The organism is Haloferax denitrificans ATCC 35960 (assembly GCF_000337795.1).
GTDB lineage: Archaea > Halobacteriota > Halobacteria > Halobacteriales > Haloferacaceae > Haloferax > Haloferax denitrificans.
On sequence record NZ_AOLP01000017.1, the window covers coordinates 155,249 to 171,259 of the forward strand.

General features: G+C 69.6%; 16 protein-coding genes and 2 pseudogenes. 3 read left to right on the forward strand and 15 right to left on the reverse strand.

All coding sequences use genetic code 11. The features are described 5' to 3' along the window. Positions 1-57 precede the first annotated feature (57 nt). On the reverse strand, positions 58-954 hold the full coding sequence (locus C438_RS14430) for an NAD-dependent epimerase/dehydratase family protein (RefSeq protein ID WP_004970342.1): 897 nt from the start codon (positions 952-954) through the stop codon (positions 58-60). A 330-nt stretch (positions 955-1,284) separates the two neighbouring features. Between C438_RS14430 and C438_RS14435 the strand changes: the two genes are divergently transcribed. Both C438_RS14435 and C438_RS14440 read left to right on the forward strand, forming a co-directional pair. Further along, positions 1,285-1,953, forward strand: a complete 669-nt coding sequence (locus tag C438_RS14435; RefSeq protein ID WP_049918101.1) for a type I 3-dehydroquinate dehydratase — start codon at positions 1,285-1,287, stop codon at positions 1,951-1,953. Between the two features lie 579 nt (positions 1,954-2,532). After that, positions 2,533-3,207: a type I 3-dehydroquinate dehydratase gene (locus C438_RS14440; protein ID WP_004970345.1), complete on the forward strand. Its 675-nt coding sequence runs from the start codon at positions 2,533-2,535 to the stop codon at positions 3,205-3,207. Between the two features lie 75 nt (positions 3,208-3,282). Here C438_RS14440 and C438_RS14445 read toward each other — a convergent pair whose 3' ends face one another. Both C438_RS14445 and C438_RS14450 read right to left on the reverse strand, forming a co-directional pair. After that, positions 3,283-4,233 (reverse strand): homoserine dehydrogenase, encoded by a 951-nt coding sequence (locus tag C438_RS14445; RefSeq protein ID WP_004970348.1) that lies wholly within the window; start codon positions 4,231-4,233, stop codon positions 3,283-3,285. After that, positions 4,230-4,763, reverse strand: coding sequence for a hypothetical protein (locus C438_RS14450; protein WP_004970351.1), 534 nt, complete (start codon positions 4,761-4,763; stop codon positions 4,230-4,232). Before C438_RS14450 ends, C438_RS14445 begins: the two co-directional genes overlap by 4 nt. A gap of 562 nt (positions 4,764-5,325) precedes the next feature. On the opposite strand from C438_RS14450, the gene C438_RS14455 reads away from it, so the two are divergent. Next, entirely contained in the window at positions 5,326-5,772 is a 447-nt protein-coding gene (locus C438_RS14455) for an ester cyclase (protein ID WP_004970353.1), read from the forward strand. 241 nt (positions 5,773-6,013) lie between these two features. Here C438_RS14455 and C438_RS14460 read toward each other — a convergent pair whose 3' ends face one another. The 12 genes and pseudogenes from C438_RS14460 to C438_RS14515 all read right to left on the reverse strand — a co-directional run bounded on the left by C438_RS14460 (position 6,014) and on the right by C438_RS14515 (position 15,999). Continuing rightward, complete coding sequence (locus C438_RS14460) at positions 6,014-6,745, reverse strand: hypothetical protein (RefSeq protein WP_004970355.1); 732 nt, start codon at positions 6,743-6,745, stop codon at positions 6,014-6,016. 111 nt (positions 6,746-6,856) lie between these two features. Then, a complete protein-coding gene (locus C438_RS14465) occupies positions 6,857-7,321 on the reverse strand; it encodes an OsmC family protein (protein ID WP_004970357.1) in 465 nt (154 codons plus the stop codon). A 64-nt stretch (positions 7,322-7,385) separates the two neighbouring features. Continuing rightward, positions 7,386-8,003: a hypothetical protein gene (locus C438_RS14470; protein ID WP_004970359.1), complete on the reverse strand. Its 618-nt coding sequence runs from the start codon at positions 8,001-8,003 to the stop codon at positions 7,386-7,388. Continuing rightward, the gene (locus C438_RS14475) at positions 8,000-8,773 is read right to left on the reverse strand and encodes a nucleotide-binding protein (RefSeq protein ID WP_004970361.1); all 774 of its coding nucleotides are present in this window, start codon (positions 8,771-8,773) and stop codon (positions 8,000-8,002) included. Before C438_RS14475 ends, C438_RS14470 begins: the two co-directional genes overlap by 4 nt. 374 nt (positions 8,774-9,147) lie before the next feature. Further along, positions 9,148-10,161 carry a pyridoxal phosphate-dependent aminotransferase gene (locus C438_RS14480; protein WP_004970365.1) on the reverse strand — a complete coding sequence of 338 codons (1,014 nt, stop codon included), beginning with the start codon at positions 10,159-10,161 and terminating at the stop codon, positions 9,148-9,150. Between the two features lie 98 nt (positions 10,162-10,259). Then, a complete protein-coding gene (locus tag C438_RS14485; protein WP_004970367.1) occupies positions 10,260-10,997 on the reverse strand; it encodes an adenosylcobinamide amidohydrolase in 738 nt (245 codons plus the stop codon). Then, positions 10,990-12,012 carry a threonine-phosphate decarboxylase CobD gene (gene cobD, locus C438_RS14490; protein WP_049918105.1) on the reverse strand — a complete coding sequence of 341 codons (1,023 nt, stop codon included), beginning with the start codon at positions 12,010-12,012 and terminating at the stop codon, positions 10,990-10,992. Before cobD ends, C438_RS14485 begins: the two co-directional genes overlap by 8 nt. Next, a complete protein-coding gene (locus C438_RS14495) occupies positions 12,002-13,057 on the reverse strand; it encodes a nicotinate-nucleotide--dimethylbenzimidazole phosphoribosyltransferase (protein ID WP_004970371.1) in 1,056 nt (351 codons plus the stop codon). Before C438_RS14495 ends, cobD begins: the two co-directional genes overlap by 11 nt. Then, a pseudogene (locus C438_RS20040) lies at positions 13,048-13,712 on the reverse strand (NTP transferase domain-containing protein). The gene C438_RS14495 and the pseudogene C438_RS20040 overlap by 10 nt, the downstream one beginning before the upstream one ends. Next, positions 13,712-14,474, reverse strand: a pseudogene (cobS, locus tag C438_RS20045) (adenosylcobinamide-GDP ribazoletransferase). The pseudogenes C438_RS20040 and cobS overlap by 1 nt, the downstream one beginning before the upstream one ends. After that, a complete protein-coding gene (locus C438_RS14510; protein ID WP_004970376.1) occupies positions 14,465-15,373 on the reverse strand; it encodes a CobD/CbiB family cobalamin biosynthesis protein in 909 nt (302 codons plus the stop codon). Before C438_RS14510 ends, cobS begins: the two are co-directional and overlap by 10 nt. Further along, positions 15,364-15,999 (reverse strand): HAD family hydrolase, encoded by a 636-nt coding sequence (locus tag C438_RS14515; RefSeq protein WP_004970378.1) that lies wholly within the window; start codon positions 15,997-15,999, stop codon positions 15,364-15,366. Before C438_RS14515 ends, C438_RS14510 begins: the two co-directional genes overlap by 10 nt. Positions 16,000-16,011: the final 12 nt, after the last annotated feature.

A 16,011-nucleotide genomic window follows, 5' to 3' on the forward strand; every position in this document is an offset into this window, starting at 1 on the left:
GGCGGTCTCAGCGCCGTCGGGTGCGGTCGCCGCGCTCGGCGGTCGTCTTCTGTCGTCTCACTCCGGCGGGCTGTCCCACTCGGAGCCGTCGTCGGCCGGTTCGTAGTCGAGGACCGCCTTCGCGTGGTCGGTGTCGAACCAGCGGGCCTTGTTGCCGCTCACGGCGTAGAACGTGTCGTAGGTGACCGACTCGTCTTCGAGACAGCATTCGAGCAGGTGCGCGAAGTCCCGCTGGGAGGTCCACGTCGCCTTGAGCCGCTTGACCATCTCCTCGTACTCGGGACTCCCGCGCTCCCACGACCCCGTCTGCGACTGGTCCCACACCTCGCCCTCCTCGACTTTGTGCTCGTCGCCGCGGTCGACGCCGCGCTCCGCGTCGCCGTAGGGGTGGTCGTACCGCTCGGTCCGGACGCTGGAGATGCGAATCGAGTAGACCTGGTTCGGCGCGCCGTCGCGGCGGGCGTGCGTCCGACAGATGTGCTCGCCGAACACCTTCGAGGCACCGTAGTAGCCGTCGGGCTTCGGGAGCGTCTCGTGGGTGAGTCGAAGCGGGTCGTACTCGCTGGGATAGTCCTCCTCGTAGAGGTCGGGCGCGAGGTCCTCCTCGTACAGCCCCATCACGCGCTGGGAGGAGGCGTAGATGAGCTTCTCGACGCCGGCGTCCTCCATCGCCTTGAGGACGTTGTACGTGCCCATGATGTTCGGCTCGACGATGTCCTCGAAGGCCGCGCCCGCGTCGGACTGCGCGGCGAGGTGGATGACGGCGTCCTGCCCGTCGAACGCCGGGCGAATCGCCTCGTAATCCGCGATGTCGGCGACGAACGTCTCGTACTCCGGATGTTCGGTCCGGTCGAGATACGTGAACTCGTACTCGTCGCGCTCCGCGAGGTGGTTGAGAATCGCTTCGCCCGCCTCACCGAACGGACCCGTGACTAGGACTTGCTGCGTAACCATCGTTACTGAGGAATACGGAACTCCCCGATTTAAATCTTGGTGGCGGCGGTAAGTTCGTCTCGGTCGAAACAGCGCCGCCACTGACCCCTCGCTTTTCGACATCGTTGAAATAGATTCGGCCTGTAAGACCATGATAATTACAGAGTTAACGTTGTAATGTATATCGATGAAACCGCGTCGTCGGCGGAGATTCCGCGCTCTCGAACGGTTCCAATATTGTCGAAACGGCGGCGTGCGTGACTGTGTGTCGGGTTTCGAGGGGCTGACAGGTAACGCCGAAGCGCGCTCGGCGGGGAACTATTTTTATACGAGTGCTCGGTATCCAGTTCCATGGTTGGGGACGCATACGCGTTGGCCGGAGTGACCGAGGCGCTGACCGAAGCGGCGGCCGCGGAGGGCATCGCGGACTACGTCGAGTTCCGGATGGACGGGGCGACCCACCCGCTCGACGCGCTCGACGAGTACGATGGGACGCTCCCGCTCATCGTCTCGAACCGGCCGGAGTGGGCCGGCGGCACCGCCGGCGAGTCCGACCGACTGGAGACCCTCGCGGCCGCCGCCGCGTTCGACGCCGTCGAGATGGTCGACGTGGAACTGCGGACGATTCGCGAGTGCGAGTGGCTTCGGGACGAACTGCGCGAACACGACGTCGAGCTAATCGTCTCCCACTACGACCGACAGAGTACCCCTCAGAAATCGGAGTTGTTGCAGATAGTATCAGAATGCGGTGAGTACGGCGACGTGGCGAAGCTCGTCGTCTCCGCCGAGGAGAAGTCGGACTCGCTCGCGCTGTTACAGTCGTTCAACGCCGCCTCCGAGCGGGGCGTGCGAGTCACCGGCTACGCGCTGGGCGAAATCGGCCGACACACCCGCGTTATCGGGGTTTTCTACGGTGCGTCGATTGCCTATGCGCCCGTCGTTACCGACGAGCGCTCTCCGAACGACATCGACCTCAGAAAGCTGTCGAACCTCCTCGAATGGGTCTCTTCGGCGCGGTGAATTCCGGGGAACACGCGTAGCGCCTCGTCGCGGTCGCTCGCGCCGAAGCGGCCGGCGCGTCCGCGGAACCGTCCCGGTTGTCGGCGCGGCGGCGCGTCTCGGTTCAGCGGTGTCGCGGCTGAGCCTACGACGTAATTATCAGATTACTTTGAATAGTTCTGAGTTGTTAGGTTCTGTTCGAATCGGGTGCTGGTCGGTCGCGCATCGGTCGGACGGGGACCGAGCGACTGTTCCGCGCGTCCGCTCGCGAACCCCACCCGTTCCAACGGATACCGACTGCGGGTTCGTTCGCGCCGTCGGGAGAACAGATAGCCGACCGTTCGGGTCGAACGCCGACGATTTCTCGGATACATTCAAGTGGCCGCCTCGTAAGCTTCGGCTCAGACTCGATATCGTCGATGAACGTTCCGGATAATCCGCCGAAAACGGCGTCTCTCGCCGCCTACGAGGAGGTGAGAACTCTTGCGCCGACAGCTAAGATTTATACGCGATGGGGTGATAGGCGTTCACATGAAACTCGACGAGTCTGCACTGGCGGCGACAACAAACGACCTCACACGAGAGGTAGACGCACGAGGGGTGGCAGACCTCATCGAATTCCGAATGGACAAGGCGGACGACCCGCTCGAACAACTCGCCGCGTACGACGGCGAACTGCCGATAATCGCGACCAATCGCGCTCGCTGGTTCGGGGGAAAGGCGAGCGACACCGGACGACTGGACGACCTGTTTTCCGCATCTCGGTACGACGCCGTAGAGTTCGTCGACATCGAACTCGAAACCGTTCGCGCCAAGGAGTGGCTGGCCCACGAGTTCCGCGAGAACGACGTCCAGCTCATCATCTCGCATCACGACTTCGAGGAGACGCCCGACCGCGACGTGCTCGACGCCATCATCGAGCAGTGCGCGGAGTTCGGCGACGTCGCGAAGGTGGCCGTCTTCCCCCAGAATCAGCGTGACACGCTCACGCTCCTGGAGGCCGTCAACGACGCGACCAACCGCGGCATCGACGTGGCCGGCATCTCCATGGGCGAAATCGGGAGCCACACGCGCGTCATCGGCCACCTCTACGGGTCGAAACTCGGATACGCGCCCCTCCTCGCGGACGACAACGACTACGCGCCGGGGCAGATTCCGCTCGAAAAGCTCGCCTCGCTCATCGAAGTCACGAAAAACGAGCACGTCGACGGACAGGTCATCGACACCATTCGGAGCGAGGTGTCGGTGCCGAAGGAACTGACGCTCTCGGACTGACGCCGGCGACCCTGCGGCCGCCCGCCGTCAGCAGACTCGTTTCATCTCTTCTCGCCGCGGACTCGACCGCCGGCGTCAGTCGGCAAGTCGCTCGACGTCCGTCAGCACCGCGCTCGCCGTCTCGGGACCGCCGGCCCCTTGGCCGGTGATGCCGAGTCGGCCGCAGTAGTCGGCTTCGATTTGGACGGCGTTTTCCGTCCCCGACGGGGCGACTGCCCCGTTTTCGGGCACTAATCGCGGGCCGACGCGAACCGCGCCGTCCGCGACTTCGACGATGAGTCGAATCGTCTGGCCGTCCTCGGCGGCGAGGTCGAGCATACTGCCCGAAAGCTCCTGAATCCCCTCGACTTCGGCGTCGTCGAGCGTGTACTCGGTCTCGCCCTCCGAGAGGACGTTGGCGACGATGACGCCCTTGAGCGCCGTGTCCGTGCCGTCCACGTCGAAGGTCGGGTCGGCCTCGGCGACGCCGAGGTCCTGCGCCTCCGCGAGCACGTGTTCGTAGTCGAGGCCCTCGGCGGCCATCCGCGAGAGGACGAAGTTCGCCGTCCCGTTCAGCACGCCGTACACCGCCGACACGCGCGACGGGCCCACGTCCTCGATAGTCGAGAGGATGGGAAGCGCACCCCCGACGGTCGCGCCGAAGCGGACGGTCCCCTCGCTTTCGGCTTCGAGCGCGCGCACGTCGGCGTACCGTTCCGCGACCGGACCCTTGTTCGCGAGCACGACATCGCGGTCGTCGGCCAGCGCGCGCTCGACGTGCGAGAAGCCGGGCTCGGCGTCGCCGAGCGTCGTCGGCGTCGCCTCCACCAACACGTCGTAGTCGGCGTCGAACACCGACTCGGGGTCCGCGTCGCCGACCACGCCTTCCTCTCGTTTCTTCGACAGCACCGCGTCGGCGTCGATGCCGTCGGCGTCGACGACGGCGCTTTCCGAGTCCGCGAACGCGGTCACGACGTGGCCGTGTTCGGCGGCCAGTTCGACGACGGCGCTTCCGACCGCGCCGGCACCGAGGACGCAGAGTCTCACGCGCGACCCCCCACAGTCAGCGGCTCGACGAGCTGGAGGTCCTTCTCGTCGGCGATGTCGCGCATCGCCGAGAGGACGTCTTCGGTGGACCCCGATTCGGCGGCCAGTTGCAGGCGGGCGCTGGAGACGTCGATAGAGCCCGCGGGCGCGGACAGCGAGATGTCGGTGACCGTCGCGTTCCGCGTCGCCTCTATCTGCGTCAGCGTGTCGGAGAGGTCCGTCTCGATGAGGTGCCCAGAGAGGATGATGGTCAGGCGCTCGCTGTAGCGCTCGGTCCCGGCCTGAATCACGTTGATGCCGGCCTCGCTCAGCCCCTCGACGATGTTGTCGAAGCGGTCGGGCGTCGCCTCGATGTCGACCTCCACCGGGATGTAGCCGCGCGGGGTGACGTTGCCGCGCTCGTGGAAAATCGAGAGGAGGTTCCCCCCGTGTTCGGCGATGGGTTGCAACGAGCGCAGGAGTTCGCCGGGTTCGTCGACGAGTTCGAGTCGGAGCGTGTACGCCTGAACGTCGTTGCGGACCTCACTCATCCGCGCAACACCGTACTACCGTGTCGTTCATTGTCGGAAATCGAGCGAGCAGGCCCATATACGTATTGCGTTCGAACGGGTCGGTCGCCGACCGCGACCGTCGGCCCGTCTGCTGTGAGAGAGTCATCACTGAGGGTTCGCCGTACGTGCGTCGGCCCGAAATGTACTCAGGTTCGCTACAAAGATTACCGCACCCGGATACCGTTCGCGAATCTGGGTTGTGCGTACTTTCCACACAAGCACTATCGAGGGCAATAGCCCCGACTCGGGTTCGTGTGCGAATGTCGTGTAAACACCACCATTTAGACCCTCGATTGTTTTATTTATGGCTGATTGAGCCATAATATACAGCATTATTCAGTTTCTACTCACTGAGCGTTCGTCGGTGTGTTCGTGAGCGCCGCGAATCATGCATTAATCAAACACAAGCGCTTCCGCGACACTCTATTTACAACGAATAATAGTTAACATCTCGCACGGCGTATAAGCTGGTGTATCCGCCGCCGACGGGAAGCGAGAGCGTTGCCGTCTGCGGACGGGTGCGACAGAGGGAAACACAGAGATGGCATCAGCAAGCACACCGACACCGACGCCGACCGGGAACGAGCGACTCGCTCGACGCTTCCCGGAGGAAGTCGCGAGCGAGGGGAACATCGGCCTCATCGACGAGATTTGCGCCGCGGACGTCCTCGACCACAGCCCGCTCGGCGAAGTTCGCGGACGCGACGAACTCAAAGCCCAGATTTCGGGGCTCAAAGCGTCGTTCAGCGACTTCTCGGCGACGGTCGAAGACACGATTTCGGCGGGCGACACGGTCGCGATGCGCGTCACGCTCCGCGGGACCCACGACGGCGCGTTCATGGGCATCGAACCGACCGGGAAGTCCTTCGAGGTGGGAAACATGGTGTTCTCCCGCATCGAAGACGGCGTGATCGCCGAGCGGTGGGTCCAACCGGACCTGCTCGGCATGCTCACGCAACTCGGCGCTGTCGAACTCCCCGAGGCGTGACCGACGCCGAAACGGCTACGTTTTGGGCGACGAACGCGCGGCTCGATGGATGAGAAGGAAGAGCGCGGACGACCGGGCACCCGCCCGCACTCCACGGACACTGGGGAAAAACCTCCCCGGTATACGCAACCCAAGTGCAGGTATCTACCTGCAGTAGACGCGTACAACCTCCACCGTTAAAACATTTTTCAAATGTCATATGACTCGTGTGCACTGAACGCACACCTCGGCGACCGTCCGGTCAGCCGTCGAACGTCGACAGCCGGCGGCGCTCCCGCGCGAGGATTCGCGCCCAGTAGTCGAACAGGACGATGTCGACGTCGTACACGTCGGCGATGCGGCGGACCCACTCGTCGTCCGAAAACAGCAGTCGCTGGAAGGTCCGCACGTCGGGGTCGAGTTCGGCCCGCCGGCCGGCGTAGTAGGCGACGGTCTGCTCGCGGGTCCGCTCGACCAAAAGCGGGGGGACGAAGATGCCCGACTCGCGGGCGACGTAGGCGAACCACTCCAGATGGAGGACGGCGTCGGCGAGGACGAACCGCTCGGCGAAGCCGTCGACGTACGCCGTCGCGGGCCGGCCGTCGACGTACACGTCTTCCGGGAGGGAGAACCGCGGCACCGACAGGTGCGGGAGGTCGTCGGCGTACCGTTCGGCGACCCGCCGGAGCCGGAACTCCGCGTAGGCACACGGGGCCGCGAGGCCGAGTTCGTACCACAGCGGCATCCACTGGCAAAACGGGTCGCAGAACACCGCGTCGGCCAGCAGGTCGGCGGCGACGGAGCGGGCGAGGTCCGGGGGCAGGTCGGTCCGTCCCGCCCGCATCGCGTCCGTCGCGCGGACCACCCGCGACTCGAAGTCGCCGACGCGAAGGCCCATGCCCGCCGCCACGTCGTGGACGTACTCGGCACCGATTCGGTACCAGTCGGCGAAGTCGGCGGGGCGGCGGAGTCGCAGGAGGCGCAGGACGGTCACAGGAGGACTACGGGGGACGGCGGTTTGGCTCTATCCCCGCGGCGGCGACGCGGCAGTAAAAGACGGCTCGGTCGGCGGTCGATTCCCGCGGCGGCGACGAGCGGCGGTCGCTCACTCCCGCCGGTCGAACGAGAGCGCGAGCGGCGTCGCGGTGCTCAGGTTGTCGCTGACCGGACAGCGCGCTTCGACCGCGGAGAGCCACGCGCCGATGGTCTCGGCGTCGGCGTCGACGTCGGCGGTGACCGCGACGCGAATCTCCTCGTAGCCGGCGCGGCCGTCATCGCGCTTGCCCATGAACTTCGCGGGGTCCAGGTCGCCCTCGATGGCGATTTCGAGGTCTCGAACGTCGAGGTCCATCTCGCGGGCGACGACGTGGGCCGTGACGTTCAGACAGCCGGCGAGCGCGCCGAGGACGTACTCGACGGGGTTCGGTCCGGCGTTCGCCCCGCCCAGCGACTCCGGCTCGTCGACGACGAACTCGAAATCGCGGACGGAGACGCGGGTCTCGGTCGGCGATGCGGCCTCCGCGGCGACGGCGAAGGTCAGGGTCTGGGACTGGGATTTCTCGGTGGACATACCTAGAGGGACGCACGGCGGAACCATAGCCACAGAAGACGGTTCTCAACCGTCGAGAAGCGTGTCAGCGACTGTCCGGGCCGACGTCAATCGCGGCGGCGTCAGCGTCGTCGGCGTCGTCGGCGTCGTCGGCATCGTCGGCGTCGTCTGCCAACACGTCGTCGAGTCCCCACTCCGACGCCCTCGCGCGGGCCTCCTCGCGGGCCTCGGACCGAATCTCCTCGATCGCGTCGGCATCGGCGAGGAACGATTCGACCGCGCTCTGGTCGCGGCCCTCCTCGCGGCGGGCGGCGGGGGCGGCGTCGGTGGTCTTCGCCGCCAACCGCTCGTCGCCGGCGAGGACGCGGGCCGGCTCGCCCGGCGGGACGCGGAACGCCTCGACCTCGTGGGCGTCCGCGAGGGCGTCGGCGTCGACGGCGTGGACCGCGGCGCGGGTCGGGCCGGTGACCGCGAACCCCTCCAGTCCGTCGCGGCCGCCGACCTCGCGCTCCGTGTCGTAGGCGAGGACGGGAATCCCGTCTTCGAACGTGACGACGCCGCGGGTGGTCTCGCCGAGGAGGAGCGCGTCCTGCGGCTCGAAGACGACGTAGCCGGTGAGTTCCTCGTCGAGCACCGTCCGAAGCACCGCCGCCGCGTCGTCGACGACGCGCGACCGGCGGAGCTCGCCCCGCGGGATTCTCATATCCGCTCGGGGACGACAGCACTCTTGAACCGCTCTGCGACCTCGCGGCCGTCGCCGTCGCGCACGTCGAGTCGGGCGGCCGCCTCGCGGAAGGCGTCGGCGGCCGGGTCGTCGGGCGCGTGTGCGAGGAGGGGTTTGCCCTCGCGGCGGGCCGCGCGGACCGCGTCGCTCTCGGGGACCGACGCGAGCGTCTGCCCGCCGAAGTAGCGGCCGGCCTGCTCCGCGATGCGGTCGACGTTCTCGTCGGGGCGCACGCGGTTGAACACCACGCCCGCCGTGTCGGTGCCGTAGGAGTGGGCGTACTCCTGGACTTTCAGCCCGTCCGACAAAGACGGCACGGTGGGCTGGAGGACGACGACGATGCGGTCCGCGAGGACGACGGGGAGCACCGCGCTCTTGGAGCCGAGCGCGGCGGGCGAATCGAGGAGGAGCACGTCCGTGTCGGCCGCGAGTTCGGCGACCACGTCTCGGAGGCGACCGGGGTCCGCGGCCTCGAACGCCGCGAGACTCGTCCCGCAGGGGACGACAGACAGCCCGAACCGCTCGTACACCGCGTCGGACACCGCGGCGTCGCGCTCGTCGACGAGCAAGTCGTGGAGCGTCACGTCGGCGTCGTCCAAGCCGGCGTGGAAAAGCAGGTTCGCCATGCCCGTGTCCGCGTCGATGACGGTCACGTCGTAGTCCTCGGCGAGCGCCATCCCCAGCGCGAGCGTACTCGTCGTCTTCCCGGTGCCGCCCTTCCCGCTGGCGACGGCGAACGCCTCAACCATGCCACCACGTCCCCGGTGATTTCGCATAAGTGTTCGGAACGGGTGGACGTGCGCCGACGAATATCGTGTCAATCGGTAACAAACATTAATAGTGAGGACATCATGGGGTGAAACGACCACCGATGTTCCGAATCGTTATCCAATCGTTCGCTTTCGTAGTCGATGACTCGACGTTCGCGGTGTACGCGACCCTCCTCACCATCGCGTTCATCGTGTACCTGAATCGGTGACGCGGGTCCGAGCCGCGGCGCGCAACCGAGGTCCGCGGCCCCGCGCGGGACGAAACTGAGACCGCCGGTCGGCCGTGGCCCGCGTCGGCTCGCGTCGGGGAGTCGGCGTTCCCCGTCTCGGCGGCGTCGACGCGGGTGCTCGGCTCAGGTCGCGTCGGCGAGCGCGTCGAGCAAGCGGTCGTTTTCGTCCGGGCGGCGGACGTTGATTCTGACGTGCGAGTCGAGTCGCTGGTAGTCTCGGGCGTCGCGGACGGCGAAGCCGCGCCGCCGAGTCTCGCGGAGCACGCGGTCGACGTCGTCGGCGCGGAACAACACGAGCGCGCCGTCGGCGGGGTGCGGGTCGTAGCCGAGTCGGTCCAGTTCCGCGAGTATCCGCGGCCGCTCCCGCTCGACCCGGTCGCGCGTCGCTTCGAGGAAACCGTCCTGTTCGAGACAGAAGGTCGCCACCTCCACCGCCGGGGACGAAAGCACCCACGAACAGCGCGCCCGCGAGAGCCGGTCGCCGAGGTCGCCCGTCGCGGCCGCGAAGCCCGCGCGGAGCGAGGGGACGCCGAAGACGTTCGTCACCGAGTGGAGCGCGATAACGCCGTCGAGGCCGGCCGTGCTCGGGAGGCGCGTGAAGCCGAGGTACGTCTCGTCGACGATGACGGGCGTGTCGGCCCGGCGGCAGTCGTCGATGAACGCCCGAAGTTCGTCTCTCGGATACGCCGTTCCGAGGGGGTTCGCGGGGTAGCTGAGAATCACCGTCGCGTGCTCGGCGGGGTCGACGCGCTCTAAGAGTCTGTCGTGCGGCACGTGCACCGGCTCACCGCCTTGGAGCCGGACTTCCCGTGCGTACTCGCCACAGCAGGGGGCCGGAAGCGCCACGCTGTCGCCCGGCGAGACGGTCACGCCCACCGCGAGTCGGAGCGCTTGGATGACGCCCGCGGCGGGAACGACCTCGTCGGGGTTACAGCCGACGAACGCCGCGGCGGCGACGCGGAACCGCGAGCAGTCGTCCAGCGAGTCCCGCCGCGCCGTGGAGAGCGCCGACTCGTAGACGCCGGCGAGACCGGACGGGTGCTCCGGGTTCGAACCGGTGCTGAAATCGACGAGCGAGTGGTCGGCGGTCCCGCCGTGGGTCACGTGGTCGACGTCGGAAACGGAACCGGGGTCCATACCAGCGTGCTAGCAATCGACCGTAATCAAAGCTTCTGCGGGAACCATTTAGCTACCACCGAGGGTTTCTCGGTCGAGCAGTCGTTTCACCGGTGTTCTCAAATCGGAGAGACGGTCGCCCGGTCGTCGGCGACGACGCCGTAGCGCGCCTCGCCGACGCCCCGCGGAATCGGCTCGGCGTCGTACCGCGAATCGAGGCTCGCGCGCACCGCGTCGCGGACGCAGACACGCGCCGCGTTGCCGACCTCGGTGGCGCTCCCCGAGAACGTCACCGGGTCGCCGGCGGGGTCGCACGCGGCGACCACCGCGTCGGTCGTCGTCCCCGGCGCGCCGCAGTGCGCGAGGAGCGTCGCCGCCTTCGCCTCGGCGGCCACGGCGACGAGGTTCGGGAGCGCGCCCGGCTCCAGCGACCGCGTCGTCCCGACGAAGACGTTGACCGTGCCGACCGGGTCGTCTCGATCCTCTCGGTCGTCGCCGGCCGCCGCGGGCGAGGCGGGCGACGCGTCGCCCCAGTCGCTCGGGTCGTCGCCTATCGGGAGTTCGGCCGGGTTCGACACGCCCGCGGTGGCGACGACCTCGACCGGGCCGAACCGGGCGCGCCGGGCGTGTTCCTGTCCCACGCCCGTCAGGAGCGTCGGCCCGCGCTCGTCGAAGCCGGCCGCCGAGAGCCGTCGCTCGACGTACGCGTCGAGGTCGGTCTCGGGCCAGCCCTCGGGGACGGTGACGTTGAACGCGGCGTCGGCCCGCGACTCGCCGCCGGCGTAGCCCGTCGAGAGCCAGCGCGTCTCCGGGCGGACCAGCCGACAGACGCCGTCGCGGCGCGTCGCCTCAAACATCTGTGGCGACGGCGGCGAGCGCCCGGAGCAGTTCGTCGTTCTCGTCGGGGCGTTTCACCGCGACGCGGACGTGCGAGTCGAGCGTCGGAAACGTCGTCGCGTCCCGGACGGCGACGCCGTGGTCGCGGGAGGTCTCGACGACCGCGTCGACGTCGCGGTCGCCGACATCGAGGAGAAGAAACGGCGCGTCCGACGGGTACACCTCGAAGGCCTCGGACAGCGTCTCGCGGAGCCGCTCGCGCTCGGTCGCGACGCGCGCTCGCGTGTGAGAAACGAACTCGGCGTCGTCCATGCAGTACGCGCCGACGGCGGCCGCGGGCGTCGAGAGCGACCACGCCCGCCGGGCGACGGCGAGTCGGTCGCCGAGGTCGCCGGTGGCGACGGCGAAGCCGGCGCGGACGCCCGGCAGACCGAACATCTTCGTCAGCGACCGGGCGACGACGACGCCGGGGTCGCCCGCGAGGCTCGGCTCGTCGGTGAAATCGAGGAACGCCTCGTCGACGACGAGGACCGTCTCTGCCTCTCGACAGCGCGCCGCGAACGACCGGAGGTCGTCGGCGGACGCGAGTTCGCCCGTCGGGTTGTTGGGCGTGCAGACGACCGCGACAGCGTGAGGTTCGGGGTCGGCGTCGAGAACCGCGTCGTGGGCGACCGCCACCGGCTCCGCGCCCTGCAGGCGAATCTCGCGGTCGTACTCCCCGAAGCTCGGCTCGGGGACGAGCGCGGTGTCGCCCGGTGCGAGCGTCACCTCGAACGCGAGTCGCAGGGCTTCGAGGCCGCCGGCGGTCGGCACGACTGCCTCGGGAGCACAGCCGACGTAGTCGCCGGCGGCCGCCCGGAAGTCGGCGTAGTCGTCGTCGGGGTAACGAGTCGAGGCGTCGAACGCCTCGCGGTAGACGGTCTCGACGCCATCGGGGCGCTCGGGGTTGGTGTTCGCGCTGAAGTCGAGGACGGTCGGGTCGGTGGTGCCGCCGTGGGGGACGCGGCTCCCCGCCCGGACGGATTCAGGGTCCATCGTCGATGTCGGCGTCAGCGCCGCCGGCGTCGGCCCCACCAGCGTCGGCCGCCGCGGGCCCGGTCTCGACCGCTTCGGGGTCCAGCGTCGAGAGCACGTCGAGCGTGGCCGCCTCCACGTCGTCGAGGACGCCCATCCGGTCGGCGAGCATGAGCGCGCCGCCCATGCCCGCGCCCTCCTTGGCCTCGCCCGCGTCGTAGCGGTCCAGCGGGTGCGTCTCGAAACCGGGGTCGGTGACGGTCAGTTCGAGGTCGAACGCGTCGGCGGCGTCGGCCAGCTCGGGCACGTCCTCGGCGAGGTACGAGGTGGTGGCGAGCGTCAGGTCGCCGTCCGCGCCGGCGTGGCGGGCGAGCGCGGCGGCCGCGAGCAGTTGCGTTCCGCCGCCGAGCGTCACGTCGATGCCGTTTTCGAGCGCGCCGACGGTGAGGCCGGCGACGACCGGAAGCACCGGGTCGCCGAGGTAGCGAGCGGCGCGCCGGGGTTTGTGAGCCGCGAAGCCGGGTTCGACGTCGCTGGCCTCGAACGCCTCGGCGACGACCTCCTCTTTCAGGCTCGTCGGGTTGTCCGGGAGCGACGACGAGACGGGGAACTCCTCGCCGAGCGCGCGGAACACGGCGAGCGCGGTGGTCGTCCCTCCGGGGACGGTCTCGCCGATGACGAGTTCGTCCTCGGGGAGCGCGAGGCCCATCCGCCGGGCCGCCTCGAACGCGCCGGGCGCGGTCGGCACCGGCTCGCTCTCGCGGATGTCGCGGCCGGGGCGCGCGCCCACGTCGATGGTCGGCGCGGCGCTCGGCTTGGCGAGGCCGGCGTCGACGGTGAGCACGTCGAAGCCGGTGAGTTGCTTGACGGCGCGGGTGACGGCCGCGGGCGTCGGACAGCCCGTCGGACTGACCGGCGTCACCGGCGAGCGGACGGGCTCGCCGTACTCGATGATTTCGGCGTCGGCGCTCGGCGTGTGACCGACGAGCGACGGGTCCGCGCCGGCGGCGCTGATGCCGGGAATCTTCGCCGTCTCGGTCGTGCCGGCGACGAGGACTACTCGCATCGGTCCTCCGCGAGCGCGATGTCTGTCGGGCGGTTCACGTTGAGTGCCAGTCGGGTGTCTGTGGAGAGGTACATGGTCGGGTGAGTGTCGGTGTCGGTACCGGAGTCGGTGTCTGTGTCCGTGTCCGTGCCGGAGCCTGTGTCGCTGTCGGTTCCGGCTGTCGTCTCGGCGTCGGTGTCGGCTGTCGAGTCCGCGGTCGCGGGGCCGACGACGCCCAGTCCGGTCGGGCAGACGGCGGTCCCCTCGTGGTCGAAGACGAGCGCGTCGTCTATGCTGGCTCCGAGGTCGCGCTTCAGTTCGACGGGGACGCACGCGGTGGCGGCCCCGCCGTCGGCGGTCGCGACGACCGCATCGACGTGTTCGGGAGCCACGAGCGGCAGGTCGGCGACGACGGTGACGACCGGCCGGGAGACGCGGTCCAGCGCGAATCCGAGGTCGGAGACGTAGCCCTCGCCGGGGGCCTCGATGGGGTCGAGACCGAGGTCGGCGGCTCGCTCGCGGGTGTTCGGCGTGTGCGGCGAGGTGACCGCGCGGACGGTCTCGACCGGCGAGTCGCGGAGCGCCGCGGCGACCCGGTCGAGCATGGGCCGCCCGCAGATGTCCACGAGCGGCTTTCGACCGGCGCGTCGAGGCGGGTGCCGCGGCCGCCGCACATCACGAGAGCGTCCACGTCACACCCCCATGTGGACGGCCGCGGCGCGGGCCAGTCGTTCGTCGCGCCGAGCAGGTCGCCGGAGACGCCGCCGAGTCGGGCGCACCCCCACGAGCGGACGAGGAGCGCGACGACCGGCCCACAGCAGAGCGCCGCGACGACGGCGGGACCGCCGGTGACCGGCGCGAGCGCGACGACCGGGAGACAGGCCACGGCGACCGCGAGGAGCCCCGACGGACTGTTCTCGCCGACGAGCGCCGAGCCGAGTCCCTCGTGGGCGGGCGCGCCGAGACAGACCAGCGTCGCCATGCCGGCCTTCGCGCCGACCTCGGCGGCGAGGGCGATTGCGACGGCGGCCGTGAGGCCGACGCGACCCCCCGCGCCCGCGAGGCCGAACGCGCCGAGCGCGAGGGCGACGAGCGTCAGCCCGAACGCGAGCAGGCCGCCGACCCCCGTCTGCGAGTCTTTCAGGACCGACAGCCGGCGGTCGGCGTCGCCGTGGACGACCGCGGCGTCGCCGAGGTCCGCGAGGCCGTCGGCGTGGGTGACGCCGGTCACGAGGTACAGCGTCACGAGGTACAGCGCGGCCGCGGTCGGTATCGGCAGGGGGAGCAACAACGGGAGCGCGGCCAGCGCGCCGACGACGTAGCCGGCGAGCGGAAACGCCGCTGGCGCGCGCCTGAAGGCGTCCCAGTTGGACTCGTCGCCGCCGACGGGGAGGCGGGTGAGAAAGCCGAGCGCGCCGCGGAGCGCGGTCAGAACCACGCGACCACCCCCGCGACGGCGAACGCGAGGAGTCCGGCCCGCGAGACGAGTCGGACGCCCCGCGCGGCGGTCGCCGCGTCGGGTGCCTCGGGACCCCCGTCGAGCAGATAGTGGCCCGGTTTTTCGAGTCGCGTCTCAAGGAGGACCGCGAGGGTCGCCATCGGCCACCCCGAGTTGGGCGACGACGGCCGCCGCGCCAGCTCGCCGACCCGCGTCACCGTGGCCGGCGCGCCGGCGACGACGGCCAGCAAGACGGCCGAGACGCGCGCCGGGAGCCACATCACGGCGTCGTCGAGACGGGCCGGGACGCGACCGACCGGCTTGTGTCGGTAGCCGAGCATCGAATCGAGCGTGTTGACGCCCTTCACCCACGCGGCCGCGCCGACCGCGAGCGGGAGCGAGACGGGCGCGAGGAGCGAAAACGCGAGCAACGGCGCGACGAGGCCGTCGGCGAGGTTCTCCGCGGCGCTCTCGACGGCGGCGCTCCGGATGTCGGCCGCCGAGAGCGACGACGGGTCGCGCCCGGCCAGCGCCCGGAGTTCGTGCCGGGCGGCGTCGAGGCCGGACTCGTCCGCCGTGGCGGAGACGACCGCCTCGGCCGCGTCGAGCAACATGCGAAGGCTCGTGGTCGAAAACAGCGCGAGCGCGGCGACGGCCGCGCCGAGCCACGGCGAGACGAGCGTCGCGGCCCACGTCGCACCCGCGGTGACGCCCGCGGCGAGCGCCGGAAGCGCGACCGCGGCGACCCCGCCGACCAGCGTCGGACGGGACCACTCGCGGTCGACGGGCGAGACGAGTCGGCCGAACAGCGCGACCGGGTGGACGCGCGTCGGCGGTTCGGCGAACCCCCGGTCCAGCGCCGCGGCGGCGACGACCGCGGCCGCGGCGGTCACGGGCACGGGTCCTCCCCGGCGCGCAGTCTCGCCGCGACCGATTCGAGCGTCGTCTCCCGGAGGTTCACGAACCGGCCGCCGACCGCCTCGATACCGCCGTCTGCGTCCGGGTCGTCGCCGACGTGGACCAGTTCGGCCGCGTCGACACCGAGGCCACGAGCCGCCGCCTCGAACGCCTGCCGGTGGGGTTTCCGCCAGCCGCAGGCGACGCTCGTCGTGACGTCGTCGAAGCCGCGCCGGTCGAGGTCCGACCGGATGAGCGTCCGAGCGACGAGTTCGGGGACGGAGCAGTTCGAGAGGAGGCCGACCGCGCCGGCCTCGCGGGCCGCGGCGACCGCCTCGACCGCACCGGGGCGGGTAGTCACTTCGGGGTCGAACGCCGTGACGACCGCGCGCCGGGCGGCGTTGTCCGGCGAGTCGACGCCCCGAGACCGGAGCGCCGCGGCGACGTGGGCCGGAAGCGGGACTTCCGCGCCCTCGGGCGCGTCGATGTGGACCTCGCGGTAGGCGTCGTCCCAGTCGTCGGGGACGGCGACGCCGTACTCGCGGAGCGCGTCTGCGACCGCCGCGCCGGGGTCTGACGGGTACTCGGCGTCGACGAGCGTGCCGAAGAGGTCGAACGTGACTGCCACTAGAATTTCATT

What these genes read in the sequence shown, in the direction of transcription:
- C438_RS14485 (WP_004970367.1), bottom strand. Translation starts at nt 10,997, where the DNA reads ATGTTTGAGGCGACGCGCCGCGACGGCGTCTGTCGGCTGGTCCGCCCG.
- C438_RS14450 (WP_004970351.1), bottom strand. Translation starts at nt 4,763, where the DNA reads ATGAGTGAGGTCCGCAACGACGTTCAGGCGTACACGCTCCGACTCGAA.
- C438_RS14470 (WP_004970359.1), bottom strand. Translation starts at nt 8,003, where the DNA reads ATGAGAATCCCGCGGGGCGAGCTCCGCCGGTCGCGCGTCGTCGACGAC.
- C438_RS14475 (WP_004970361.1), bottom strand. Translation starts at nt 8,773, where the DNA reads ATGGTTGAGGCGTTCGCCGTCGCCAGCGGGAAGGGCGGCACCGGGAAG.
- cobD (WP_049918105.1), bottom strand. Translation starts at nt 12,012, where the DNA reads ATGGACCCTGAATCCGTCCGGGCGGGGAGCCGCGTCCCCCACGGCGGC.
- C438_RS14480 (WP_004970365.1), bottom strand. Translation starts at nt 10,161, where the DNA reads ATGGACCCCGGTTCCGTTTCCGACGTCGACCACGTGACCCACGGCGGG.
- C438_RS14465 (WP_004970357.1), bottom strand. Translation starts at nt 7,321, where the DNA reads ATGTCCACCGAGAAATCCCAGTCCCAGACCCTGACCTTCGCCGTCGCC.
- C438_RS14495 (WP_004970371.1), bottom strand. Translation starts at nt 13,057, where the DNA reads ATGCGAGTAGTCCTCGTCGCCGGCACGACCGAGACGGCGAAGATTCCC.
- C438_RS14430 (WP_004970342.1), bottom strand. Translation starts at nt 954, where the DNA reads ATGGTTACGCAGCAAGTCCTAGTCACGGGTCCGTTCGGTGAGGCGGGC.
- C438_RS14435 (WP_049918101.1), top strand. Translation starts at nt 1,285, where the DNA reads ATGGTTGGGGACGCATACGCGTTGGCCGGAGTGACCGAGGCGCTGACC.
- C438_RS14455 (WP_004970353.1), top strand. Translation starts at nt 5,326, where the DNA reads ATGGCATCAGCAAGCACACCGACACCGACGCCGACCGGGAACGAGCGA.